This window comes from Marinobacter sp. DSM 26671, assembly GCF_900112835.1.
Lineage (GTDB): Bacteria > Pseudomonadota > Gammaproteobacteria > Pseudomonadales > Oleiphilaceae > Marinobacter > Marinobacter flavimaris.
In genome coordinates this window covers 354,789-377,835 of record NZ_FONF01000002.1, presented here as the reverse complement: position 1 = coordinate 377,835, position 23,047 = coordinate 354,789, and the positions used below count along the sequence as shown (strand labels likewise).

The 23,047-nt window shown below is 57.9% G+C and carries 23 protein-coding genes, 1 rRNA gene and 1 other RNA gene; 22 read left to right on the top strand and 3 right to left on the bottom strand.

Annotated features, from left to right (window positions below; all coding sequences use genetic code 11):
* The first annotated feature begins 165 nt into the window (after positions 1 to 165).
* The 13 genes from rrf to BM035_RS03835 all read left to right on the top strand — a co-directional run bounded on the left by rrf (position 166) and on the right by BM035_RS03835 (position 10,837).
* Positions 166 to 280, top strand: a 5S ribosomal RNA gene (gene rrf, locus BM035_RS03895).
* 130 nt (positions 281 to 410) lie between these two features.
* The gene (locus BM035_RS03890; protein ID WP_008176567.1) at positions 411 to 1,961 is read left to right on the top strand and encodes a 2-isopropylmalate synthase; all 1,551 of its coding nucleotides are present in this window, start codon (positions 411 to 413) and stop codon (positions 1,959 to 1,961) included.
* 36 nt (positions 1,962 to 1,997) lie between these two features.
* Complete coding sequence (locus BM035_RS03885; RefSeq protein WP_008176565.1) at positions 1,998 to 2,810, top strand: hypothetical protein; 813 nt, start codon at positions 1,998 to 2,000, stop codon at positions 2,808 to 2,810.
* The gene (gene rimI / locus BM035_RS03880) at positions 2,810 to 3,295 is read left to right on the top strand and encodes a ribosomal protein S18-alanine N-acetyltransferase (protein ID WP_008176564.1); all 486 of its coding nucleotides are present in this window, start codon (positions 2,810 to 2,812) and stop codon (positions 3,293 to 3,295) included. The genes BM035_RS03885 and rimI overlap by 1 nt, the downstream gene beginning before the upstream one ends.
* Before the next feature lie 88 nt (positions 3,296 to 3,383).
* Positions 3,384 to 4,964, top strand: a complete 1,581-nt coding sequence (gene prfC / locus BM035_RS03875; RefSeq protein ID WP_008176562.1) for a peptide chain release factor 3 — start codon at positions 3,384 to 3,386, stop codon at positions 4,962 to 4,964.
* A gap of 21 nt (positions 4,965 to 4,985) precedes the next feature.
* Positions 4,986 to 5,771, top strand: a complete 786-nt coding sequence (locus BM035_RS03870; RefSeq protein WP_008176559.1) for a TatD family hydrolase — start codon at positions 4,986 to 4,988, stop codon at positions 5,769 to 5,771.
* A gap of 193 nt (positions 5,772 to 5,964) precedes the next feature.
* Positions 5,965 to 6,393 carry a 50S ribosomal protein L13 gene (gene rplM / locus BM035_RS03865; RefSeq protein ID WP_008176556.1) on the top strand — a complete coding sequence of 143 codons (429 nt, stop codon included), beginning with the start codon at positions 5,965 to 5,967 and terminating at the stop codon, positions 6,391 to 6,393.
* A 12-nt stretch (positions 6,394 to 6,405) separates the two neighbouring features.
* Positions 6,406 to 6,798, top strand: coding sequence for a 30S ribosomal protein S9 (rpsI, locus tag BM035_RS03860; RefSeq protein WP_008176554.1), 393 nt, complete (start codon positions 6,406 to 6,408; stop codon positions 6,796 to 6,798).
* 243 nt (positions 6,799 to 7,041) lie between these two features.
* Positions 7,042 to 7,635, top strand: a complete 594-nt coding sequence (petA, locus tag BM035_RS03855; protein ID WP_092030376.1) for a ubiquinol-cytochrome c reductase iron-sulfur subunit — start codon at positions 7,042 to 7,044, stop codon at positions 7,633 to 7,635.
* A complete protein-coding gene (locus BM035_RS03850) occupies positions 7,635 to 8,867 on the top strand; it encodes a cytochrome b (protein ID WP_092030374.1) in 1,233 nt (410 codons plus the stop codon). The genes petA and BM035_RS03850 overlap by 1 nt, the downstream gene beginning before the upstream one ends.
* Positions 8,867 to 9,622, top strand: coding sequence for a cytochrome c1 (locus BM035_RS03845; protein WP_092030373.1), 756 nt, complete (start codon positions 8,867 to 8,869; stop codon positions 9,620 to 9,622). Before BM035_RS03850 ends, BM035_RS03845 begins: the two co-directional genes overlap by 1 nt.
* A gap of 109 nt (positions 9,623 to 9,731) precedes the next feature.
* Entirely contained in the window at positions 9,732 to 10,361 is a 630-nt protein-coding gene (locus tag BM035_RS03840) for a glutathione S-transferase N-terminal domain-containing protein (protein WP_014576091.1), read from the top strand.
* A gap of 59 nt (positions 10,362 to 10,420) precedes the next feature.
* Positions 10,421 to 10,837, top strand: a complete 417-nt coding sequence (locus tag BM035_RS03835) for a ClpXP protease specificity-enhancing factor (protein ID WP_169702205.1) — start codon at positions 10,421 to 10,423, stop codon at positions 10,835 to 10,837.
* 44 nt (positions 10,838 to 10,881) lie between these two features.
* On the opposite strand, the gene BM035_RS03830 is transcribed toward BM035_RS03835, so the two are convergent.
* From BM035_RS03830 to BM035_RS03820, 3 genes are read right to left on the bottom strand one after another with little or no spacing between them, the layout of a single operon-like run.
* On the bottom strand, positions 10,882 to 11,472 hold the full coding sequence (locus tag BM035_RS03830; RefSeq protein ID WP_008176542.1) for a D-sedoheptulose-7-phosphate isomerase: 591 nt from the start codon (positions 11,470 to 11,472) through the stop codon (positions 10,882 to 10,884).
* An 11-nt stretch (positions 11,473 to 11,483) separates the two neighbouring features.
* Positions 11,484 to 11,849 carry a YraN family protein gene (locus tag BM035_RS03825; RefSeq protein WP_092030371.1) on the bottom strand — a complete coding sequence of 122 codons (366 nt, stop codon included), beginning with the start codon at positions 11,847 to 11,849 and terminating at the stop codon, positions 11,484 to 11,486.
* Positions 11,850 to 11,873: 24 nt separating this feature from the next.
* Positions 11,874 to 13,802 carry a penicillin-binding protein activator gene (locus BM035_RS03820; protein ID WP_228743940.1) on the bottom strand — a complete coding sequence of 643 codons (1,929 nt, stop codon included), beginning with the start codon at positions 13,800 to 13,802 and terminating at the stop codon, positions 11,874 to 11,876.
* Between the two features lie 75 nt (positions 13,803 to 13,877).
* On the opposite strand from BM035_RS03820, the gene rsmI reads away from it, so the two are divergent.
* The 9 genes from rsmI (at position 13,878) to mraY (ending at position 23,037) form a co-directional block, all read left to right on the top strand.
* Positions 13,878 to 14,774 carry a 16S rRNA (cytidine(1402)-2'-O)-methyltransferase gene (gene rsmI, locus BM035_RS03815; RefSeq protein WP_092030368.1) on the top strand — a complete coding sequence of 299 codons (897 nt, stop codon included), beginning with the start codon at positions 13,878 to 13,880 and terminating at the stop codon, positions 14,772 to 14,774.
* Between the two features lie 53 nt (positions 14,775 to 14,827).
* An RNA gene (gene rnpB, locus BM035_RS03810) (RNase P RNA component class A) lies at positions 14,828 to 15,177 on the top strand.
* A gap of 302 nt (positions 15,178 to 15,479) precedes the next feature.
* The gene (mraZ, locus tag BM035_RS03805) at positions 15,480 to 15,932 is read left to right on the top strand and encodes a division/cell wall cluster transcriptional repressor MraZ (RefSeq protein WP_008176533.1); all 453 of its coding nucleotides are present in this window, start codon (positions 15,480 to 15,482) and stop codon (positions 15,930 to 15,932) included.
* On the top strand, positions 15,929 to 16,912 hold the full coding sequence (gene rsmH, locus BM035_RS03800; protein WP_014576097.1) for a 16S rRNA (cytosine(1402)-N(4))-methyltransferase RsmH: 984 nt from the start codon (positions 15,929 to 15,931) through the stop codon (positions 16,910 to 16,912). Before mraZ ends, rsmH begins: the two co-directional genes overlap by 4 nt.
* A 2-nt stretch (positions 16,913 to 16,914) precedes the next feature.
* A complete protein-coding gene (ftsL, locus tag BM035_RS03795) occupies positions 16,915 to 17,319 on the top strand; it encodes a cell division protein FtsL (protein ID WP_092030367.1) in 405 nt (134 codons plus the stop codon).
* A gap of 34 nt (positions 17,320 to 17,353) precedes the next feature.
* On the top strand, positions 17,354 to 19,093 hold the full coding sequence (locus BM035_RS03790; RefSeq protein WP_092030366.1) for a peptidoglycan D,D-transpeptidase FtsI family protein: 1,740 nt from the start codon (positions 17,354 to 17,356) through the stop codon (positions 19,091 to 19,093).
* A gap of 4 nt (positions 19,094 to 19,097) precedes the next feature.
* The gene (locus BM035_RS03785) at positions 19,098 to 20,582 is read left to right on the top strand and encodes a UDP-N-acetylmuramoyl-L-alanyl-D-glutamate--2,6-diaminopimelate ligase (RefSeq protein WP_092030365.1); all 1,485 of its coding nucleotides are present in this window, start codon (positions 19,098 to 19,100) and stop codon (positions 20,580 to 20,582) included.
* Positions 20,579 to 21,967 (top strand): UDP-N-acetylmuramoyl-tripeptide--D-alanyl-D-alanine ligase, encoded by a 1,389-nt coding sequence (locus BM035_RS03780; RefSeq protein WP_092030364.1) that lies wholly within the window; start codon positions 20,579 to 20,581, stop codon positions 21,965 to 21,967. The genes BM035_RS03785 and BM035_RS03780 overlap by 4 nt, the downstream gene beginning before the upstream one ends.
* Positions 21,952 to 23,037 carry a phospho-N-acetylmuramoyl-pentapeptide-transferase gene (gene mraY / locus BM035_RS03775; RefSeq protein WP_008176520.1) on the top strand — a complete coding sequence of 362 codons (1,086 nt, stop codon included), beginning with the start codon at positions 21,952 to 21,954 and terminating at the stop codon, positions 23,035 to 23,037. The genes BM035_RS03780 and mraY overlap by 16 nt, the downstream gene beginning before the upstream one ends.
* The last annotated feature ends 10 nt before the right edge of the window (positions 23,038 to 23,047 follow it).

The following is a 23,047-nucleotide window of genomic DNA, read 5'->3' as shown; positions in this document are numbered from 1 at the left end:
GTCGGGTGTGTAAGCGCTGCGAGGCGTTGAGCTAACCGATACTAATTGCTCGTGCGGCTTGACTATATAACACCCAAGACAATTGCGGATAACGCAGAGCCTAACCGCTCAAACGAAATCAACATCACTCAGTTCCTTCTCGTCCCCCAGTGATCAACCGTTTTGCCTGACGACCATAGCGGTCTGGAACCACCTGATCCCATCCCGAACTCAGAAGTGAAACAGACCAGCGCCGATGGTAGTGTGGCGTTGCCCATGTGAGAGTAGGTCATCGTCAGGCTCCTAATACCGAAAACCCCAGCATCCTCGATGCTGGGGTTTTTTATTGCCTGAAATTCACGGCCTCACTCACGGCAGGCCGGTGATATACTCTCCCCATAACGAACGACATCTCAGAATGGAGCCTGCCAATGCCTGCCACTGATCACCTGGTTATTTTCGATACAACGCTCCGTGATGGCGAGCAAAGCCCCGGTGCCACCATGAACAAAGCCGAGAAGCTCCGCATTGCGAAAGCGCTGGAAAAGCTCCGGGTGGATGTTATTGAGGCAGGATTCGCGATTGCCAGCCAGGGCGATTTCGAGGCGGTGAAAGCGATCGCCGAGTCCATCAAGGACTCAACGATCTGCAGTCTAGCCCGGGCGCTCGACAAGGATATCGATCGCGCGGCAGAAGCTATCCGGCCGGCACAGCGCGGGCGTATTCATACGTTTATAGCCACGTCGCCCATTCACATGAAGCACAAGCTGCAGATGCAGCCGGATGAGGTGATTGAGCAGGCGGTTCGCTCAGTGAAACGCGCGCGGAGTCATGTCGACGACGTCGAATTCTCCTGCGAGGACGCCGGACGTTCCGAACTGGACTTCCTCTGCCGGATCATCGAGGCCGCCATCGATGCCGGTGCCAGCACGATCAATATCCCGGATACGGTCGGTTATGCCATTCCCGAGCAGTTCGGTGAAACCATCCGTCAGTTGTTGAACCGGATTCCAAACGCGGACAAAGCTATTTTTTCAGTGCATTGCCACAACGACCTGGGTCTGGCTGTGTCGAACTCCCTGGCGGCGGTTTCCCAGGGAGCCCGTCAGGTAGAGTGCACCATCAATGGGCTGGGTGAGCGGGCCGGTAACGCGGCGCTCGAAGAAATTGTCATGGCGGTTCGTACCCGCCAGGATCTGTTCCATATCGATACCCGCATTGATGCCCAGCACATCGTGCCGGCGTCTCGTCTTGTTTCTACAATCACCGGTTTTCCGGTACAGCCCAACAAGGCTATCGTCGGCGCCAATGCCTTTGCCCATGAATCCGGGATACACCAGGATGGGGTTCTGAAGCACCGGGAGACTTATGAGATCATGCGGGCGCAGGACGTTGGTTGGCATACCAACAGCCTCGTCCTGGGCAAACACTCCGGTCGGAACGCCTTCCGTACCCGTTTGCTGGAGCTCGGAATTCAGTTTGAGACCGAGACGGAGCTGAATGAGGCCTTTACACGGTTCAAGGCGCTGGCAGATCTGAAACATGAGATTTTCGATGAGGATCTTCAGGCGATTGCCACCGATACCCGGCAGAAAGAGGAAGACGGCCGTTATGGCCTGGTCTGTATGCAGGTCTGCTCGGAGACCGGAGTCGTACCCAAAGCCAATCTCACGCTGAGCGTAGACGGCAAAGAGCACAAGGTTGAAGCCGAGGGCAGCGGGCCGGTCGATGCCACGTTCAAGGCAATCGAATCTCTGGTGGATTCCGGCTGCAATCTCCAGCTGTATTCCGTAAACAACATTACCAGCGGCACCGATGCCCAGGGCGAGGTGACGGTACGCCTGGAGCGCGGTGGCCGCATCGTTAACGGCGTGGGTGCTGATACTGATATCATCATCGCGTCCGCCAAGGCTTACATTGAGGCCCTGAACCTGATCAGCAAGGGCGGAATTCGACAGCATCCCCAGGTCGCGGATGTGTGAGAATGGTTATTCGGTGAGTCGCGACAGGCGAAGGTAATGGTTGGATCGGAAGCAGAGCGTCAGTTTTATCTGGGAGCAGCGGGGATACGCATGTGGTATGCCCGGCAACCGTTGCCCGGCGCGGCGCCAAGCCCGGATTTTGAGTTTCCCGAGGAGAGTCAGGTTCCGGAGCCAATGCCTGGAACTTCTGAAACCATACCCAGTCCGGTAAGAGATGCCGGTCGCCCTGCGCCGCGTAAACCGACGGGCCCAGATAGAACTGAAGGCGTGGCCCGAATAGCGGATCTTCAGGCCTTGATGGAAGGTGAGGCTGTCGCGCCAGGCAACGCCTCCCGACAGCCTCCCCAATCGCCTGCCGTGTCGGATGACGCTGCGAACTCTCCGGAGCCCGCAGCGCCAGAGGACATGTCAGAGCAGCCTGCCGGGATTCCCTCTGAAAACGTTAACGTCATGATCTGGGCGGGAACCAGGGCGGTACTGATCGGAGGTATGTCTGCGGATGCCAGCAGTCGACTGCAGGAAACCCTCGCACTGAATATTCTCAAGAGCCTTGGTGAGGAGCAGCCTCAAGTGCTCGGGCAAGTCTCCTGGCCTATCTTCAACAATCTGTTGGTGCCCGGGAACTCCGGCCATGACTTTGTTGAGGTGATGCGCAGTGTTCTGTCGGGCCTGGAACGTCAGCAGGTTGTCGTCTTGCAGGGTGGAGAGGATGCAGAAAAAAGCTGGCTGAGCGAAGCCCTTGGACACGACGCAGCAGTCCGGTTTCCGCACACCCTTGCTGAGATTGCCGGCAACCCGACATTGAAGCGCTCCCTGTGGCAACAGATACGGCCTCTGGTCGCCCGTTAATGCCTTATCCGGAAACCTACCAAAAAGTTCTTGATGCCGATCTTATTGTGCGCCCCCTGGTGCCCGAGGATGTCCCGGATGTGCTCGATATAGAGCGCCAGGGTTATTCGCACCCCTGGAGCGAATCGGTGTTTCTGGATTGTTTCAAGGACAACTACCGGCTCTGGGGTGCCTGCCATGGGGGCAAACTCACCGCGTACGCTGTCGTGGCCTACATGGTTGATGAAGCGCATTTGCTGAATATCTGCGTCCACCCGAGAGCCCGCGGTGAGGGGGTGGGGCGCTATCTTCTGAGGCATGTTCTGGCAACCGCAGCTCATGAAGGTATGGCTCAGCTGTTGCTCGAAGTAAGGGACAGCAATCATGCCGCTATCGCGTTGTACCAGAATGAAGGCTTTCACGAGATCGGCCAGCGCCCCGGGTATTATCCGTCTGCCAGTGGGCGGGAGGATGCCCGGGTCCTGATGCTTGCCCTCGGCCAGTGATCACTGCAGTGCGAGTTAGCGTCACAGCGGCATAGGGCCTATAATGGCCGCCTTTTCCAGAACTTCAGATTCAGGTTGCTTTTCGATTATGTCTAACCTTTCCCAGGAAGTGGCCAAGCGCCGCACCTTCGCCATTATCTCGCACCCGGATGCCGGTAAGACCACGATTACCGAGAAGGTGCTATTGTTCGGGCAGGCAATCCAGAAGGCCGGTACCGTCAAGGGAAAGAAGTCTGGCCAGCACGCCAAGTCCGACTGGATGGAAATGGAGAAAGAGCGGGGTATTTCGGTAACCACCTCCGTCATGCAGTTTCCTTATGGTGGCAAGCTGGTGAACCTGCTGGATACGCCGGGCCACGAAGACTTCTCGGAGGACACCTACCGCACGCTCACGGCGGTGGACTCCTGTCTGATGGTTATTGACAGCGCCAAGGGTGTCGAGGAACGGACCATCAAACTGATGGAGGTTACCCGGCTGCGGGATACGCCGATTATCACGTTCATGAACAAGCTGGATCGGGACACCCGGGATCCGGTGGAGCTGATGGACGAGGTTGAGGAAGTTCTGAAAATTGCCTGTGCACCGATCACCTGGCCCATCGGTATGGGCAAGAGCTTCAAAGGGGTTTATCACCTGCTTCGGGACGAGGTTATTCTGTATCAGTCCGGCCAGGGCCATATGATTCAGGACAAGCGCGTTATCTCGGGGCTGGACAATCCCGAGCTTGATCAGGCGATTGGCGCTTACGCCGGCGATCTGCGTGATGAAATTGAGCTGGTCAAAGGCGCGTCCCACGAGTTTGATCAAGAAGCTTTTCTTGCCGGTGAACTGACGCCAGTCTTCTTTGGTACCGCACTGGGTAACTTCGGCGTGGACCACATGCTCGATGGTCTGGTGGAGTGGGCCCCGGCGCCGCAACCGCGGGAAACCGACCAGAGACTGGTCCAGCCGGCCGAGGACGGGTTCTCGGGCTTCGTATTCAAGATTCAGGCAAATATGGATCCACAGCATCGTGACCGTGTTGCCTTCCTCCGCATTGTCTCCGGCAGTTACAACCAGGGTATGAAGGCTCGTCATGTCCGTATTGGCAAGGAAGTCCGGTTTTCCGACGCGCTGACGTTCATGGCCGGCGACCGCGAACACGCCGAGCAGGCGTTTGCCGGCGATATTATCGGCCTGCACAACCATGGCACCATTCAGTTGGGTGATACCTTTACTGCTGGCGACGACATGAAGTTCACCGGCATCCCCAACTTTGCGCCCGAATTGTTCCGCCGGATTCGCCTGAAGGATCCGCTCAAGGCCAAGCAGCTCCAGAAAGGGCTGATACAGCTGTCCGAAGAGGGTGCCGTCCAGGTGTTCAGGCCGCTTCGGAATAACGATCTCATCGTCGGGGCGGTCGGTGTGCTGCAGTTCGATGTGGTGGTCAGTCGCTTGAAAAGCGAATACAAGGTGGAGGCCATCTACGAGCCAATTAACGTAGCTACTGCGCGGTGGGTCACCTGCAGCGATGAGCGCAAACTTGATGAGTTCCAGCGCAAGAATAACGACAACCTGGCCCTCGATGGGAGTGACAGGCTGGCCTACATTGCTCCGACCATGGTCAACCTGAACCTGGCCCAGGAGCGGTATCCGGACATCCAGTTCCACAAGACCCGGGAGCATTAACGGTTCCGGGCGGAGGTGACTGTGCAGCTGATCGACGCCCATTGCCATTTCGATTTTCCCCAGTTCGATGGCCGCCGCGATAAAGAGCTTGAGCAGGGCCGATCGCGCGGACTCCGGGGGCTGGTGATACCCGGTGTCCGGCGAGCGGACTGGGACCGCGTCCGCGAGACAGCGCTGGCTCATGATGGTCTGTTTTACTGTCTCGGCATTCACCCCTGGTTTGTGGAAGAGCATTCTGAAGAAGATCTGACTCAGCTCCGCCGATTGCTGGAGGGTCGTCCCGACCGCTGTGTGGCAATCGGTGAATGCGGACTCGATCGAATCCGGGGAAGTCTCGAAGCGCAGTTGCCCTGGTTTGAAGCCCAGGTGGCGCTGGCTGACGAACTGAATTTGCCGCTGGTGATCCACTCCGTCAAGACCCATGACGAAGTTCACGGTGTGCTCAATCGTCGCCAGTGGCAGGGTCGAGCACTGATTCACGGATTCAGCGGAAGCTTCCAGCAGGCTGCAAAGCTGGTCGATCTTGGGTGCTTTATCGGGGTAGGGGGTGTGATCACCCATCCCAGGGCCCGAAAGACCCGCGACGCAGTCGCAAAATTGCCACTGGAGGCGCTGGTGCTTGAGACAGACGCCCCGGACATGGCGCCGGAAGGCGTGCCACAGGGAGAGAACTCCCCACGCTATCTGCCGGATATTCTGGACGCGCTCGCGGAGCTCCGTGGCACGTCGCCGGAGCATCTGGCGCCGGCGCTTCTGGATAACGTGTCGGGGCTGTACGGTTGGGCGACTGCCGGTATAGGGGAATAACGAAACGAATCGACACAGGGTTGGCTTTCCTGGGTGGTTCGAGTATACTTCGCGCCCTGGCTTTTCAAGGCGATGTCATTATCTCAGCCCCGAATGATGGCAACGCAACACAGGTATGGAACCCCCTCCGGATGCCTTGCATTTACCGGCGGTGGTTTTTAACGTTTCTTATATAGCGTTCAAGGCGGAATCAATGAAGACTCTGAGTGCGAAACCAGAAACAGTAAAACGTGACTGGTACGTTGTAGACGCAGCCGGCAAGACGCTGGGTCGTCTGTCAACCGAAATCGCCCTTCGTCTGCGGGGCAAGCATAAGCCTGAGTACACCCCCCACGTAGACACTGGCGATTACATTGTAGTGATCAACGCCAGCCAGGTGCGGGTTACCGGCAAGAAAGCATCTGACAAGATGTACTACAGTCATACCGGCTTTCCGGGTGGAATCAAATCCATCAACTTCGAGAAGCTGGTCGACAAGGCACCCGAGCAAATCATCCAGAAGTCTGTCAAAGGCATGCTTCCGAAGGGACCGCTCGGTCGCGCCATGTTCAAGAAGCTGAAAATCTATGCCGGCGCTGAGCACCCTCACGCAGCCCAGCAGCCCAAAGAACTCGACATTTAACGGAAGGCGGATATGTCTGTAGCACAAAATTACGGTACTGGTCGCCGCAAGACATCCACGGCTCGGGTTTTTATCAAGCCGGGAAGCGGTAACATCTCCATCAACGGTCGCACCATCGAAGATTTCTTCGGTCGCGAGACCCTGCGCATGATCGTTCGTCAGCCCCTGGTGGTTGCCGAGTCTACCGATCGTTTTGATATCAACATTACCGTTAAGGGTGGTGGTATCAGTGGCCAGGCCGGCGCAATTCGCCACGGTCTGACCCGCGCTCTGATGGATTACGACGAAACTCTGCGCCCGGCGCTGCGTAAAGCGGGTTATGTTACCCGTGATGCACGTGAAGTTGAGCGTAAGAAAGTGGGTCTGCGCAAGGCGCGTAAGCGTCCTCAGTACTCCAAGCGTTAATTCCGCTGGAGCAGATCCTGGAAAACCCGGCCCTTTTCGGTCGGGTTTTTTTATGTTCCAGTGATTTGTCAGCAAATTGATCTGGAACAGGGATGGAGCGCCAGTGGCGGCTTTCCGACTTGTAAGCCCTTGGTAATTTCATTACCATTTGGGCGCTTATATTTTTGGGTTGTGAAGTCCTTTTAGATGCACATTGCCGGCTGCGTTGCGGGCTGTGACATCGCCTGATGGGAGAAAACCATAATGAGTAATGGCGACGTGAGCCAAGGCAGGCGCCGGTTTCTGATCGGTGCTACGTCTGTGGTGGGTGGAGTCGGCGTCGTCGGTGCGGCGGTTCCGTTCCTGGGGTCATGGAATCCCAGTGCAAAAGCGGAAGCGGCCGGTGCACCGGTAACCGTCAATATCAGCAAGATTGAACCGGGTCAGCAGATTACGGTCGAGTGGCGGGGCAAGCCGGTCTGGATTATCCGCCGTACCGAAACGATGCTGGAGAACATCAAGAAGCTGAACGAAGAGGTGAAGGATCCTAATTCCGAAGCCCCTCAGCAACCACCTTATATTGATGGAATCTACCGGGCCCTCAAACCGGAGGTCGCGGTCCTTGTCGGTTTGTGTACCCATTTGGGGTGTGTGCCGAGCTATCGTCCCGAGGTGGCTCCGGCGGATCTCGGTGAAGACTGGCTGGGCGGGCTCTTCTGTCCGTGTCACGGTTCAAAATATGATATGGCTGGCCGGGTTTACGAGGCGCAGCCTGCGCCCCTGAACCTGGAGGTGCCACCTTATCGTTACGATGACGACGTCACCCTGACGATTGGTCTTGATCCGGAGGCAGCGTAATGAATAAGTTCATTGACTGGGTAGACCAACGTCTGCCGATCGTTGAAGCCTGGAACAAGCATCTGGGCAAGTATTACGCGCCGAAAAACTTCAACGTTTGGTACTTCTTCGGTTCGCTGGCCATGCTGGTGCTGGTTAACCAGCTGGTTACAGGTATCTGGCTGACCATGAGCTATAACCCCTCGGCGGAAGGTGCCTTTGCCTCCGTCGAGTACATCATGCGTGATGTCCAGTGGGGCTGGCTGCTGCGATATCTGCACTCGACCGGTGCTTCCGCCTTCTTCATTGTGGTTTATCTCCACATGTTCCGGGGGTTGATGTATGGCTCCTACCAGAAGCCCCGTGAGCTGATCTGGATCTTCGGCATGTTGATCTACCTGGTGCTGATGGCAGAGGCCTTCATGGGCTACCTGCTGCCCTGGGGGCAGATGTCCTATTGGGGTGCGCAGGTAATCGTTAACCTGTTCGGTGCGATTCCGGTGATCGGCGAGGATCTGTCCCTGTGGATTCGTGGTGACTACCTGATTTCCGGCATCACCCTGAACCGTTTCTTCGCCCTGCACGTCGTGGCATTGCCTATCGTGCTTCTGGGCCTTGTGGTTCTGCATATCCTGGCCTTGCACGAGGTTGGTTCGAACAATCCGGACGGTATCGATATCAAGAAGAACAAGGACGAAAACGGTATTCCCAAAGACGGCATCCCGTTCCACCCTTACTACACCGTTCACGACCTGCTGGGTGTGGGGGTATTCTTCTTCATCTTCTTCATTGTGGTGTTCTTCTTCCCGGAGATGGGTGGTCTGTTCCTGGAGAAGCCGAACTTCCAGCCGGCTAACCCCTTGCAAACACCAGCACACATTGCGCCTGTCTGGTACTTCACGCCCTTTTACGCCATGTTGCGTGCGGTAACGGTGGACCTCTTCGGCTTGCCGGCGAAGTTCTGGGGTGTGGTTGTCATGGGTGGTGCGATTGCGATTCTATTCGTGCTGCCCTGGCTGGACAGGAGCCCGGTGCGCTCCATGCGCTACAAAGGCTGGCTGAGCAAGATTGCCCTGGCAATTTTCGCGGTGAGCTTCGTAGTGCTCGGTTACCTGGGTCTGGTACCTGCTACTGCTGGGCGAACCACCGTCGCGCAGATTCTGACGGTGTTTTACTTCCTCTACTTCATTCTGATGCCGTTCTACACGCGCATGGAGAAAACCAAGCCAGTACCAGAGAGGGTGACAGGATAATGAGAAAGCTGATTTTTGGTCTTTTCATCGCATTCCTGCCGGCTCTCGGGCTGGCGGCAGGTTCCACGGTACACCTGGATGATTTCGAGGCGGATCATACTGACAAGGCTTCTCTGCAGCGTGGTGCCACTCTGTTCACCAACTACTGCATGGGCTGCCACTCGATGAAGTATGCCCGTTACAAGCGAGTTGCCGACGATCTGGGCATTCCTCCCGAGCTCTATGAGGAAAACCTGATCTTCACCGATGCCAAGATCGGGGAGCTCATGAAAAACGCCATGAGTGCTGAGATGGCAGCCGATTGGTTTGGCGCGCCGCCGCCCGATCTGACCCTCGAGACCCGTCTGCGGGGTGAGGACTGGGTATACTCGTATCTGCGTGGCTTTTACAAGGACGAGAGCCGCCCTCTGGGTGTGAATAACGTCGTATTCCCGGCGGTTGGTATGCCTCATGTCATGGTTGGCCAGCAAGGCCTTTGTGCCGTGAAGCCGAACATTGGTGTGGAAGCCAGTGTCGAGCCGCTCAGTGGCAACATCAATAACGCAGATGTATGCCCTGAGTACGCGATTGAAGGCAGCATGACTGGCGCCGAGTTTGATCAGGCCATGTACGATCTGACCAACTTCATGTCCTACATGGGAGACCCGGTCAAGCTTGAGCGTGAGCGTCTGGGGATCTTCGTTCTGATCTTTGTGGCGATATTCTTCGTGTTCGCTTACCTGCTCAATCGCGAGTACTGGAAGGACGTACACTGAGAAATAGGGTATAATCCCGTCCCCTGAGTTCCAGCGGGCAATAACCGGCCCGCTGGATTTTTGCGTTTTTTCAGGATCATTTCGGTTTGTTTACTCGTGAGGTAGTTCTATGGGCGTTGTGACCAAGCGGTCATCAATGACGTTTTTCTCGGATCCGGCCAGCCATTACAGCCACAGGGTGCGTATTGTTCTGGCAGAGAAGGGTGTTACCGTCGATATCGTTGATGTGGATCCGGATAACCCGCCGGCTGAACTGGCGGACCTGAACCCATACAACGCCCTGCCGACGCTGGTAGATCGTGATCTTGTGCTCTATGAGCCCAACATCATGATGGAATACCTCGACGAGCGTTTCCCGCATCCGCCTTTATTGCCGGTGTATCCTGTGGCGCGAGCCAACAGCCGTCTGATGATCCATCGGATCCAGAAAGACTGGTGTGGCCTGGTCGACCAGATTCTGGCTCAGCCGAACGCCAAGGCGTCCGACACAGCTCGCAAAGAGCTGAAGGAAAGTCTGTTGGCAACGGCGCCGCTGTTTGGTGAGATGCCGTTTTTCCTGTCTGAAGAGTTCACCATTGTGGACTGTTGCATTGCTCCCATCCTGTGGCGTCTTCCGTCGCTGGGTATTGAGCTGAATGAGAAGCAGGCCAAGCCGCTGCAGAAGTACATGGAGAGCATCTTCAGTCGGGATGGCTTCAAGGCAAGCCTGTCAGATCTGGAAGAAGACATTCGCAGCTGATTTGGTAACGTTCCGCTTGCCGGAGCAGGAGAGTGGCAGTGGCTGAGAGTAAAAACACCATGACGTCCAGCCGTCCGTACCTGGTACGAGCATTCAATGAGTGGATTCTGGACAATGACTGTACCCCCTACATTGTAGTGGACGCAGGCATTCAGGGTGTGCAGGTGCCGACAGAGCATGTCGCGAACGGGCAGATTGTGCTGAATATCAGCCCGGGCGCCGTGCGCGGCCTGGTCATCGGGAATGGAGCGCTGGAATTCAGTGCCCGTTTCGGTGGCGTGCCCATGCAGGTGTTTATTCCGTTGCAGGCGGTGATGGCAATCTACGCCAAGGAAAACGGCGAGGGCATGGTCTTCGGCAGTGAGCCGGGCTCTCCCGATCCTGACGGTACCTCGAAGGAGCGCGATGGTGAGCAGGCGTCACCTGGTCAGGAGGATCGCCCCTCTGGCAGGCCTACCCTCAAGGTTGTGAAATAACGCCAGCGCACTCGTTTTGAAAAGCCAGCTTACGCTGGCTTTTTTTATCCCCCGAAGATTTTTGCGTCGATAAGCCCGCAAAGGGCATTGATGATGAGCAGCAGCAGAGGTGTAGCCTCCGTGGGACTGAGATCGTTCAGGGCGATTTCGTGGTCCTCTGGATGCAACAAAGAGGTGATGTCCGATTTCTCCCTGGCACTAAGAACCACAACACTCATTTCCCGATCATGGGCAACCTGGATAGCCTGGATAAGATTTGCCTTGTGGCCGTCGTCGACGATCACGAACAACAGGTCCCCGGGTTTGCCAATCGCCCGGACCTGACGCGAGAAGGTATCGTTGAAACGGTTATCCCGGCAGATGGCCGAATAGGTCGTTGCGTCGGCGCCGAGATTGATGGCGGGCAGTGCCGGCCTGTCCTGTTCGAAACGGTTCAGAAGCGCGGTACAGAAGTACTGGGCCAGAATGTTGGCATTACCGTTGGCGCAGGTAACTATTTTCCCGTCCTGGAGCAGGGTTTCCACGAAGGCATTGGCAACCTCCTCGATAGCAGGGCCGGCCGTACTCGCGGCCTGCGCGGTATGCTCCATATGGCTTGCGAACCACTGGTTGATCTGGTGTTCGGTGTCGGTCATTTTCGGTATCACTATCCTGACAGAATTGCATTCCTGATCCATTGTACCCGGTATTTTTTGACGGTACCCGGGCTGATGGCAACCACATCTATCCGTGAGAGACTGTTCCAGAGCCCGTGCCTGTGCAGGTAAAACGAGACTGCACGAATCAGGCGTTTCTGTTTGGGGTAATTGATGGAGCTTGCAGGATCTACAAGGCTGCCAGCGCCCCGATAGCGGACCTCGAAGAATACGAGAGTCTCACCTTCCTGTCCGACGAGATCAATCTCGCCGCCGCGATTGTAGACGTTGCGCTCAATAATCCGGACGCCCCGACTGGCGAGGTAACGGGCTGCAACGCCCTCGAAGTGGTTACCCAGGGTTTTGGTGCCATCCATGGCTACTGTTTTTCTCCGTTGGTGTTATTCGCTGAGAGGTGGGGCTTCCTCTTGAGCGCCTTCCATCTCTCCCTCTTCGGTTACCGGTTCAGGAATGAGTTCAGGGGCGCCGTTGCGGAACTGGGCCCAGAGTTGTTCCCGATGGATGCTGCCCTCGGGCGTCATGGTCAGCACACCTGTTTGGCCTGATATCGAGGCGCTTTCCACCTGTTTCAGCAACGGCAGGCGTTTGCTCAGATGCCACGCATCGGCGCCCATGGCGAAAAGGCGCCCGGGCTGGCCACGGGTTCCGGACAGATTTTCGGTAGCTCGCGTACGCAGCTCATTGTCGTCGCCCAGTACCCAGGGAATATCAGTGAAAATAACGCCGTTCAGGTCACGGTCCCGTGAAGGTGCGGGTGTGCCCTCATAGATAATGGAAGGCGAGTACACAGGCAGGTCCCCGCCGAAATAGAAGGCGAAAAGCGGTTTGAACTGTCGGGCAACAGTGGGCTCTGCCACCATGACGATGGCGTCGGCATCCTGCCGGCGACGTGGCTCGAATTCGACATTCATGCCAATGGTGCGTTCAACCTGGATGGCCCGGTCGCGCGAAACGGTAATGCCCAGCAGGTCAGCCGTTACCGCCCTGAGGTTGTCTTCCCGATAGAAGCGCTCGATATCCAGGGCAACGCCTTCATGGGACGCCATGCGTTTCAGCAACGCAGCCTCAACGCGATCGCCCCATTCGCCGCCGGGGATAAGCACCAGAACCTGGCGCAGCTGTTCTGCGGCAAGCCGGTCGGCAATTTGCCGGGCCTCGTCCTCTGCCGAGAGACCGAACTGGTAGAGTCCGTCAGCAGGCTTGGTATCCGCAGGCAGGTAATTCAGCCCGAGAGCGGGTACGGGCAGTGTATTCATTGAACCCAGTCCGGCCAGAGCCTCTTTTTCCAGGGGGCCGACAATCAGGTCGATATCCTGTTCCGATAGCTGCTTGTAAAGTTCGCTGAAAGACGTGCCGGCGGTATCAAAGATCCGAATGTCGGTTTTGCCCCGGTCAGCAGTGTCATCCAGGTAGTACGCTGCCAGAAAGCCATCCCGGATGGCCTTGCCCGCCGTTGCCAGCGGGCCCTGGAGAGGCAGGGCAAGAGCGATTTTTTCCGGACGGCTGTCCGCCAGTGTGGCGATCAGTTGGAGTTCCGAGGGCAGAACCTGGGCGGCAGGATGGCCGGGCCAGTTGTTTTGCCAACCCCGGATGAGTCGGCCCTGCTCGTCTATGCCGGTTTCTGCAGTGCGCACCAGGTTTGCCAGCTCCAGCCAGCCCTGGGCCTCATAGCCAATCGCTTCGGCAGAGGCCGAGCTCAGCTCGGTGCCCGGTACCTTCTCCAGCAGGGACCAGATGCGGTTATGAATCTGTTGCGCATCCGCGGTGTTATCCGTCTGGGCCAGCAGGATAAGGGTCATGGCCGCAGGCATCGGCTTGCCCGCCAGGTCATAAGTGTCCGCCTGCAGGTTGGCGGCCCGGGCCATCAGGTCGGCCGGGTACTCTATAAAGGTCGACGGCGTGAGTTCGGCGGCAAGCGCCTCTGCCCAGGATTCGTCCTCAAGGGCCTTGGCGCTTGCCATGGCTAGCAGGAGTTTCTGGTTGCCAAGGTCCGCAGCCGGTTGCGCCAGCTGCGAACTTTGAAGTAGCGTTCGTGCTGCCACGTGGTTGCCCTGGTCCTGAAACCTGCTGGCGATCCGGAGGAGGTAGGCCTGGGCGGTCTCGATATTATCTTCGTTGCCGGCAAGCTCGAGGGCCTGGTCGGCCGTTTGCGCGACGTGGGTTTCGAGATTGACGGTGGCGCAGCCCGCCGACAAAAGGGCGGCAGTAAATACGCTGGCCAGGGCTCGTTGATGAATACGGATATTTAACATGGCAGGCTCGACATACTCCGGATGATTGGGCTTGTAGCGCCAGACTAACGCTGGCAAGTTTAACAGCTCCGGGGTTAATTCACATGACGTAACTGTCACGCTCCCGGATACCCCATCACAGAGGCACACGCTTTGAAAAACGAGGTCAGCGATTACCCGTCGTCCGATAGCCGCAGGGATGAACCGGGCGGCACTCTTTATGTTGTTGCCACCCCGATTGGCAACCTTGATGATCTATCTCCAAGAGCAACCCGGACCCTCGCCCACGTGGATGTGGTCGCGGCAGAGGATACGCGCCACAGTGGCCGGCTATTGAGCCATCTGGGCATTCAGAAGCGAATGATCGCATTGCATGATCATAACGAAAAAGATCGCGCAGCCGGGATCCTAGCTGAGCTTAAGGCCGGGCGCGATGTGGCGCTGATCTCCGACGCCGGTACACCGCTTATCTCCGATCCCGGATACGTGCTGGTGCGAAACGCCAGGGCTGCGGGGTATCGGGTGAGCCCGATTCCGGGGCCCTGTGCACTGGTAGTGGCTCTGAGCGCGGCCGGCCTGCCGACGGACCGCTTTCTGTACGTGGGGTTTCTGCCTGCCAAGCGCTCGGGTCGCAGGGCCAGTCTTGAGCCGCTGGCCAGTGAGCCGGCCACTCTGGTGTTCTATGAATCGCCGCACAGGATTCTGGAGTCGGTACGGGATATTGCCGAGGTGCTGGGCGAGGATCGTGAGATGGTTCTGGGGCGGGAAATCACCAAGACCTTCGAAACCTTCTATTCCGGTTCGGTTGCGGAGGTTCTGGCAGAGTTGGAGCAGGATCCCCACGGAACCCGTGGGGAGTTCGTGGTCATGGTTCGAGGTGCGATGGCGCAACCTGGTAATGATGACGCGGCTACCATGGATGTGGACCGTGTGCTTCGGGTTTTGCTGGCAGAGCTTCCGGTGAAGAAGGTCGCCAAAATGGCCTCGGAGCTGACCGGTCTGTCGAAGAATGAGCTGTACCAGCGCGCACTGGCGCTGAAAGACAGCTGAGGACAGTGGCGTTTTCCCTTGCAAGGCTCTGAGCGCAGGAGTATTGTCTCGCCCGAGCTCGCCAGACAGTCGCCGCCGGTTTTCCGGGGGAGGAAAGTCCGGGCTCCACAGGGCAAGGTGCCAGGTAACGCCTGGGCGGCGCGAGCCGACGGAAAGTGCAACAGAAAGTATACCGCCTAAGCGCCCTCGGGCGCCGGTAAGGGTGAAACGGTGCGGTAAGAGCGCACCGCGTGGCTGGCAACAGTCCACGGCGATGGTAAACCCCACCTGGAGCAAGACCAAATAGGAATCCAATGGCGTGGCCCGCGCTGGATTCGGGTAGGTTGCTTGAGGTCTGTGGTGACGCAGACCCTAGATGAATGACTGTCCAAGACAGAACCCGGCTTATCGGCGAGCTCGCTCTTTTCCCTTCCTGTGACATTCGTCATTCTCAACAGATGTCCTTTATAGCCAAAAAATCTTAAACCTCACTTGCAGTCTTCAGACTTTTTTGCAGGTATTTGATTTTACTTCTTTTCTTTTCCGTAATCTCACCATTTCATCGAATCCGCCTCCGTAACCTCTTGTCATAAAAGGAACTTTTGCAAGTGTGGCGCTGTTTGCGGCGCTTGCATTGTGTATTGCGTGTTTCTATAGTGTGCAGAAGTGGGAAAAAGTGGTTTCTAGTGGTTTTTTGTGGATATCGGGCACCCAGAGACAGCGTAAATGAGTAATTTTCTCGGCAGTCATGCCATCAATATGGATGCGAAGGGTCGCCTGGCGATCCCCTCCAAGGTGCGCGAAGAGCTCGCGCAGGCCTGTGGTGGGCGCATTGTATTGACAGCAAACGCTGACGAGGAGCGGTGTCTGCTGGTCTATCCGGAGCCCGAATGGGAAGTTCTACGGCCTAAAATCGAGGCTCTTCCCAACATGAATAAGGCGGCCCGGCGGTTGCAGCGCCTGATCCTGGGTAATGCTGCGCCCATGGAGCTGGATTCGGCCGGGCGCATTCTGATTCCGCCAACTCTTAGAAGCTATGCCCATCTGGAGAAAAAGCTGATGTTGATCGGGCAAGGCAAGAAGCTAGAGCTCTGGAGTGAAGAGCGCTGGTTTGCCTGGCTGGATGAATCCTCTGATGACGAAGACATGCCGCCCGAGATGGAGGCGCTGTCCTTATGACCACCGATCGCAACCAGGAGGCCGGGGCAGCGTACTCGCATCGCTCGGTGCTCCTGGATTCGGCGGTCGACTATCTGGTTAACGACCCCGACGGTTATTACGTGGATGGCACCTTTGGACGGGGTGGTCACAGCCGCCTGATTCTCGGTCGTCTCGGCCCGTCGGCGCGGTTGCTGGGTATCGACAAGGATCCCGAGGCGATACGCGCGGCGAAGGAATTGGAAGCCCAGGATAACCGGTTCCACAGTTTCCACGGTTCGTTTGCGGAGCTGGGCGCTGCGGTGGTCGGTCAGGGTTGGCAGACAGTGAATGGTGTGTTGCTGGATCTCGGCGTGTCATCGCCGCAGCTTGATGATGCCTCCCGTGGATTCAGTTTCATGCGTGATGGTCCACTGGACATGCGAATGAATACCGAACAATCGCCCAGCGCCGCCGAATGGCTTGCAACAGCGGACGAGTCGGATATCGCAAACGTGATTTTCCGTTACGGCGAAGAGAAATTCTCGCGGCGCATTGCCCGGCTACTGGTCGAGCGTCGGCAGGAAGCGCCCGTCGAAACCACTCGCCAGTTGGCAGAGTTGGTCAGCGAGGCGGTCCCGAAAAAGGAAAAGCACAAGCATCCGGCGACCCGGACCTTCCAGGCAATCCGGATTTTTATCAACCGGGAGCTGGAAGATCTCGAAGTGGGTCTTCAGTCTGCTGTTGACCACCTCGCTCCTGGAGGGCGTCTGGTGGTCATCAGTTTTCATTCGCTGGAAGACCGGTTGGTCAAGCGGTTCATGAGGGATCTGGCGCGCGGGCCACAGCTGCCCAAAGGGGTGCCCGTAACCGCGGAACAGGAAGCCTCGGATTTCCGGCTCGTTGGCAAAGCCAGCAAGGCCGGCGCCGAAGAAGTAAGTGACAACGTACGTGCCCGCAGCGCAGTCATGCGGGTGCTCGAACGCACCGATATCAGGAAAAACTCGCAGGGGAGCGCGTAACCATGGGCGCTGTTGCCATTGAAGAGCCGGTAAAAACGGCGAAGCTCAACAAGCAGAAGGTCCGGGACGGTGTTGCAACCGCGGTCCGTATCTCAAGGCAGGTTTTCGCTGCCACGAAGCAGGGCAAGGTGCTTGTCTCGCTTGGTCTGGTCGCCGTGTTGCTGGCTTCCTCTATTGGCGTGGTGGTCAGTGCCCACGAGAACCGGGAGCTTTTCAACACGCTGTCGCAACTTCAGTCCGAGCGCGACCGTTATCAGAGCGAATGGAGCCAGCTTCTGCTCGAGCAGAGTGCGTTAAGCGCTCATGGCCGGGTCGAAAAGCTGGCGGCTGAGCGTTTCGGCATGGTGGTGCCGGGACGTCAGGATATTGTGCTGGTGCCACTGATGTCGCCGGTTAACAGCCGGTAATCAACGAGAACAACAACGATTCAGGGTGATCGACGTGTCCGATCAGGGAAAGAAGACAACATGGGGGCAGCGTTTGGCGTCCGGGCTGGCAGCCTGGCGCTTTGGCTCCGTCGTGGGCGTCTTTCTCCTGGTGGTGGGTGTGCTTGGCTGGCGCCTGGTCGATCTCCATGTCGTAGATAATGATTTCCTGCGCAAGCAGGGTGATGTCCGTACGATCCGGGTTGAGAGTATTGATGCTCATCGTGGTGTTGTCACCGATCGTTATGACGAGCCTCTGGCCGTCAGCACGCCAGTGCAGACCATCTGGGCGAATCCTTCTGAAGCCAATCCCTCCGAGGCGCGACTCACCAATCTTGCGCGGCTGCTCGATATCAATGAAGCCTCTCTCCGGCAGCGTCTCGAAGAATACTCCGGGCGGGAATTCATCTATCTGCGCCGCAAGGTTCAGCCGGATCTGGCCAGAAAGGTTCTCGAACTGGAGATTGACGGGATATACACCCGTCAGGAGTACCGTCGCTATTACCCCGCCGGCGAAGTGACTGCTCACGTTGTGGGCTTCACCGACATCGACGAGCGCGGGCAGGAAGGGATCGAACTCGCCTACAACCAGTGGCTGTCCGGTGAAACCGGCCGGAAGCGGGTCCTGAAAGACAACCGTGGCCGGGTTATCAAGGATCTGACCCTGATTCGCGATGCCAGCCCCGGCCAGAACCTCGCCCTCAGCATCGACCTGCGCCTCCAGTACCTGGCCTATCGGGAACTCAAGGCTGTGGTGACGGCTCATAATGCCAGAGGGGGGACGCTGGTCATGCTCGACGTGGATACCGGTGAGGTCCTGGCGATGGTCAACCAGGGGTCCTATAACCCCAATGACCGCAGTCAGCTCGCAGCGGAAAATCTTCGAAACAAGGCTATCACCGACCTGTTCGAGCCAGGCTCAACCATGAAACCGATCACCATGGCGGCGGCTCTGGAATCCGGCAGCTACGCGGTTAACAGCACCATTGATACCAACCCGGGTTTTCGCCGTTTCGGTCGTTTCACCATCCGGGATCATCGCAACTATGGCGTCATGGATATGACCGAGATCATCGTCAAGTCCAGCAACGTCGGAATCAGCCGGATTGCTACCGACCTTGGCGGCGATGTGATTCGTGATCTTTACGCCCGTCTGGGGCTTGGCCAGCCAACGGGGATCGGTTTTCCCGGCGAAGCCGTGGGCGTATTGCCATCGCCACCCAAGTGGCGCCCCGTGGAAGAGGCGACACTGTCTTACGGATACGGTATGAGCGTGAACGCTCTTCAATTGGCCCAGGCCTATATGGTGATCGCCAATGGTGGCGTGCGCTATCCCCTGAGCCTGGTCCGGCAGGACAAGAAGCCGGAGGGGCAGCGAGTGCTCTCGGAGCAGGTAACCCTCCAGGTTCGCAATATGCTGCGCGAGGCCGTTTCAAGGGGTACCGGTAAGCGGGCCCAGCCTGGATTCTACTCGGCTGGCGGCAAGACCGGGACTGTTCATCTTGTTGGGGCCCAGGGTTACGAGGATAGCCAGTACAAGGCGATTTTTGCCGGTATGGCGCCTATTGATAACCCCAGGCTGGTTACGGTTGTGGCCGTTGATGCGCCGCAGTCCGGAGAATACTACGGTGGTGAAGTGGCCGCGCCAGTATTCTCACGGGTAATGAGTGACGCACTGCGACTGTTGAATGTGAAGCCTGAACTGGAAGTGGGAGGGGCCGAAATGGCTGCTTCTGCATCCGGAGAGCGAGGGTAGGCCTATGTGCATCACATCTCTCAGCACGTTATTGCAGGGTATCGTAGCGGTTCCGTCGGTGTTCGACGTGACCATCCACGGACTGAAAACCGACAGTCGGGAAGTCGCCTCCGGCGATGCCTTTATCGCCCTCTCGGGCGCCCGAACGCCGGCTGACTTCTATGTCGATAAGGCCATTGCAGCGGGCGCAACGGTCATCCTCCTGGAAGCGCAGCAGGCGGGAGAGTGCACCGAACACCACGGTGCCTTGATCGTACCTGTCGCTGGCCTACGCAGTCTGGTGGGGCGAATCGCTGATCGCTTTTTCGAGCATCCGTCGCAACGACTTCGCCTGATTGGCGTGACCGGAACCAATGGCAAGACGTCGGTCTGCCAGTATGTCGCACAGCTGCTCAAGGAAACGGGAACGCCCTGCGGCATCCTCGGCACCCTGGGCTATGGCATGCCCGGCGCCCTGCAGCCTGCGACGCATACGACACCGGATGCGGTTCAGGTTAACCGGGTGCTGTCCCGGATCGTGAAACAGGAAGGTCGGGCAGCCGTGATGGAGGTGTCCTCCCATGCCCTTGATCAGGGCCGCGTGGATAACCTCTCGATGACCGGCGCTGTATTCACGAATCTGACCCGGGATCATCTGGATTATCACGGTTCCATGGAAGCCTATGGTGCCGCCAAGGCGCAGCTTTTCCAGCGTGAAGAGCTGCATTTTTCGGTAATCAACTTTGACGATCCATTTGGTCGACAGCTCTTCGAACAGCTGGACGGCAAATGTGATCGCGTGCGCTACAGCCTGCACGAGGCCCAGACCGAGCTCTGGTTACGGGAATTCCGACCAACCGACGAAGGCTTTGAAGCTGAGGTCGATGGCGAGTGGAGCCGGTTTGTTGTCTCGGTTCCGCTGATGGGAAGTTTCAACGCGAGCAATGTGTTGGCGGCTATGGCAACGGTTCTGACGCTTGGCGTGCCGATCGAGCGCGTGCAGCAGGCTGTGGGTCGGCTCACACCGCCACCGGGCAGGCTGGAGCGGTTTGTGGGTGCTAATGGTGTCAGGGTGGTGGTCGATTACGCCCACACCCCGGATGCCCTCGCCAATGCTCTGACAGCACTGCGTCCGCACGTTACCGGTGAACTGGTGTGCGTGTTTGGTTGCGGCGGTGACCGTGATGCCGGTAAACGTCCGGAAATGGCCCGGGAAGCCGAGAGGCTTGCAGATCGGGTGGTCGTTACTGATGACAATCCCCGCAGTGAGGACCCCGAAACAATTGCGCGGCACATCCTCGCCGGTTTCACGGACGCTGCCCGGGTCTCTGTTATCCATGACCGGGCCGAGGCCATTCAGTCGACGATCCGCTCGGCCACGCCAAACGACGTAGTTCTGATCGCAGGGAAAGGCCACGAGGCTTATCAGGAAATCGCCGGCCAGAAATACCCGTTCAGTGATGCGGAGCAGGTTCGCCACGTCTTGAAACTCAATGGGGGTGTGGCATGATGCGCGCCTTTTCGCTGGCGGAAGCCAAGGGTTGGCTGGGCGCCCAGTGCGCTTCGGGCGACCTTGCGTCGGTGAGCTTCGCCGGGGTTTCCACTGATACCCGCACCCTCGAGCCTGGCCAGCTGTTTGTGGCCCTGCGCGGCGAAAATTTCGATGGCCACCGTTTCCTGCAACAGGCCATGGATAAAGGCGCAGTTGGCCTGGTGGTCGATACGTCTGATACCAACCTGGCTCTGCCTCAGTTGGTAGTGAATGACACACTGGAGGCCCTTGCCCGGCTAGCGGCCGCCAACCGTGAAGAAAGCACAGCGGCCATCCTCGCGATCACTGGCAGCAGCGGCAAGACCACCGTCAAGGAAATGTGCGCCGCCATTCTGTCGCAGATGGGCAAGACGCTGTCAACGAAAGGCAACCTGAACAATCACATCGGCGTTCCGCTTACGCTGTTCGGCCTTTCTCCGGAACACCAGTACGGCGTGATTGAACTGGGTGCCAGTGGGCTGGGTGAAATTGCCCATACCGTCGCCCTGGCAAAGCCCCGCGTTGCCATTCTCACCAATGCTGGCGAGGCCCATCTGGAAGGGTTTGGCAGCTACGAGAACATTGTCCTGGCCAAGGGCGAAATCATTGACGGCGTCGCGTCAGACGGGCTGATGGTGCTCAACGGTGACGATCCGGCCTTCGCGCAGTGGCGCACCCGAGCCGGGGCCCGCCGCGTCGCAGGTGTCAGCCGTCTCGGCGCCGAGGCGGATTATCACGCAGTCATTGAGGGCCAGGACGCCGGAACCAGAACCTTTCAGGTGAGCGGCCCGGACGGCTGGCTATGCCGGGTCACGCTGGGCCTGGAGGGCGATCACAACATCACCAACATGCTGCTTGCCATCGCGGCCACCCGTGAGTTGGGTGCCAGTGATCAGGCGATTGTTGCAGGGCTGGCCAGTGTTGCGCCGGTGAAAGGGCGGCTTCAGGTCTTGGAGTTGTCGCCGGAAATGACGCTGATTGACGACAGTTACAACGCCAACCCGTCGTCCATGAAAGCTGCGCTCGGGGTGCTGGCCGGCCGTGCAGGTCAGAAGATTGCTGTACTCGGTGCCATGGCAGAGCTTGGCGCCAAGGCAAATGCGTTGCACAGGGAAGTTGGAGTGTGCGCCCGGGAGCATGGTATCGATCGACTGATTACCGTGGGGCCGGGTTGTGAAGGTTATGCCGACGGGTTTGGCGAGTCCACGGAACTCGGGCTGAGCCATGAGCAGGCCGTTGAATCGGCGATTGGGGATAAAAACACACCATTGACAGTGCTGGTCAAGGGTTCTCGCAGTTCCGCCATGGAGCGTGTGGTGGAGGGAATTAAAGAAAAGGTGAATAACTCATGCTGCTCTGGCTGACAGAGGTCCTATCACAGTATTTCTCCGCACTGACGGTGTTTCAGTACCTGACCCTGCGTGGAATTCTGGGCACACTCACCGCGCTGCTGATTTCGCTGATCATCGGCCCCGTGATGATCCGCAAGCTGAGCCAGTACCAGATTGGTCAGGCGGTGAGAGATGACGGTCCGCAAACCCATCTCAGCAAAGCTGGTACCCCGACTATGGGTGGCGCATTGATCCTGGTGGCCATTGGCATCAGTACGCTGCTCTGGGCGGATCTTGGTAACCGCTACGTCTGGGTCACCCTGCTGGTGACGCTCCTGTTCGGCGCAATCGGCTGGGTTGATGACTATCGCAAAGTGGTGGAACGTAACCCGCGGGGCCTGCCGGCCCGCTGGAAGTATTTCTGGCAGTCGGTTATCGGCGCTACGGCGGCCGTTGTGTTGTTCTTCAGTTCCGCCTTGCCCCAGGAGACGTCCCTGTATGTGCCCTTTGTAAAGCAGGTATCCCTCACCCTTGGCCCGGTGCTGTTCATTCTGCTCACCTATTTCGTGATCGTTGGCAGCAGCAATGCCGTCAACCTGACGGACGGCCTTGATGGCCTGGCAATCATGCCGACGGTGATGGTCGCCGGAGCGCTTGGTATCTTCGCTTACCTGTCCGGGCACGCCCAGTTCGCCAATTACCTGTTGATCCCGCATCTCCCGGGCACCGGGGAGCTTATCGTATTCTGCGGCGCACTCGTTGGCGCCGGGCTTGGTTTCCTCTGGTTCAACACCTACCCGGCCCAGGTCTTCATGGGGGATGTGGGCGCCTTGGCCCTAGGTGCCGCCCTGGGTGTGGTCGCGGTGATTGTTCGCCAGGAAATAGTGCTGTTCATCATGGGCGGTGTGTTCGTGATGGAAACCGTGTCGGTGATCCTGCAGGTAGCGTCCTTCCGTCTGACCGGGCGGCGGATATTCCGCATGGCGCCGCTGCATCACCACTTTGAACTGAAAGGCTGGCCGGAGCCACGAGTGATTGTCCGGTTCTGGGTTATCACGGTCGTTCTGGTCCTGATTGGCATTGCCAGTCTGAAACTGAGATAGGAAAGCGCTG

Coding starts and splice junctions, on each gene's coding strand:
- mraY (WP_008176520.1), top strand. CDS start 21,952: ATGCTGCTCTGGCTGACAGAGGTCCTATCACAGTATTTCTCCGCACTG.
- petA (WP_092030376.1), top strand. CDS start 7,042: ATGAGTAATGGCGACGTGAGCCAAGGCAGGCGCCGGTTTCTGATCGGT.
- BM035_RS03825 (WP_092030371.1), bottom strand. CDS start 11,849: ATGGATGGCACCAAAACCCTGGGTAACCACTTCGAGGGCGTTGCAGCC.
- ftsL (WP_092030367.1), top strand. CDS start 16,915: ATGGGCGCTGTTGCCATTGAAGAGCCGGTAAAAACGGCGAAGCTCAAC.
- rimI (WP_008176564.1), top strand. CDS start 2,810: ATGCCTTATCCGGAAACCTACCAAAAAGTTCTTGATGCCGATCTTATT.
- BM035_RS03850 (WP_092030374.1), top strand. CDS start 7,635: ATGAATAAGTTCATTGACTGGGTAGACCAACGTCTGCCGATCGTTGAA.
- BM035_RS03830 (WP_008176542.1), bottom strand. CDS start 11,472: ATGACCGACACCGAACACCAGATCAACCAGTGGTTCGCAAGCCATATG.
- rsmH (WP_014576097.1), top strand. CDS start 15,929: ATGACCACCGATCGCAACCAGGAGGCCGGGGCAGCGTACTCGCATCGC.
- BM035_RS03885 (WP_008176565.1), top strand. CDS start 1,998: ATGGTTGGATCGGAAGCAGAGCGTCAGTTTTATCTGGGAGCAGCGGGG.
- rplM (WP_008176556.1), top strand. CDS start 5,965: ATGAAGACTCTGAGTGCGAAACCAGAAACAGTAAAACGTGACTGGTAC.
- BM035_RS03785 (WP_092030365.1), top strand. CDS start 19,098: ATGTGCATCACATCTCTCAGCACGTTATTGCAGGGTATCGTAGCGGTT.
- BM035_RS03780 (WP_092030364.1), top strand. CDS start 20,579: ATGATGCGCGCCTTTTCGCTGGCGGAAGCCAAGGGTTGGCTGGGCGCC.
- mraZ (WP_008176533.1), top strand. CDS start 15,480: ATGAGTAATTTTCTCGGCAGTCATGCCATCAATATGGATGCGAAGGGT.
- BM035_RS03840 (WP_014576091.1), top strand. CDS start 9,732: ATGGGCGTTGTGACCAAGCGGTCATCAATGACGTTTTTCTCGGATCCG.
- BM035_RS03835 (WP_169702205.1), top strand. CDS start 10,421: ATGACGTCCAGCCGTCCGTACCTGGTACGAGCATTCAATGAGTGGATT.
- prfC (WP_008176562.1), top strand. CDS start 3,384: ATGTCTAACCTTTCCCAGGAAGTGGCCAAGCGCCGCACCTTCGCCATT.
- rpsI (WP_008176554.1), top strand. CDS start 6,406: ATGTCTGTAGCACAAAATTACGGTACTGGTCGCCGCAAGACATCCACG.
- BM035_RS03845 (WP_092030373.1), top strand. CDS start 8,867: ATGAGAAAGCTGATTTTTGGTCTTTTCATCGCATTCCTGCCGGCTCTC.
- BM035_RS03890 (WP_008176567.1), top strand. CDS start 411: ATGCCTGCCACTGATCACCTGGTTATTTTCGATACAACGCTCCGTGAT.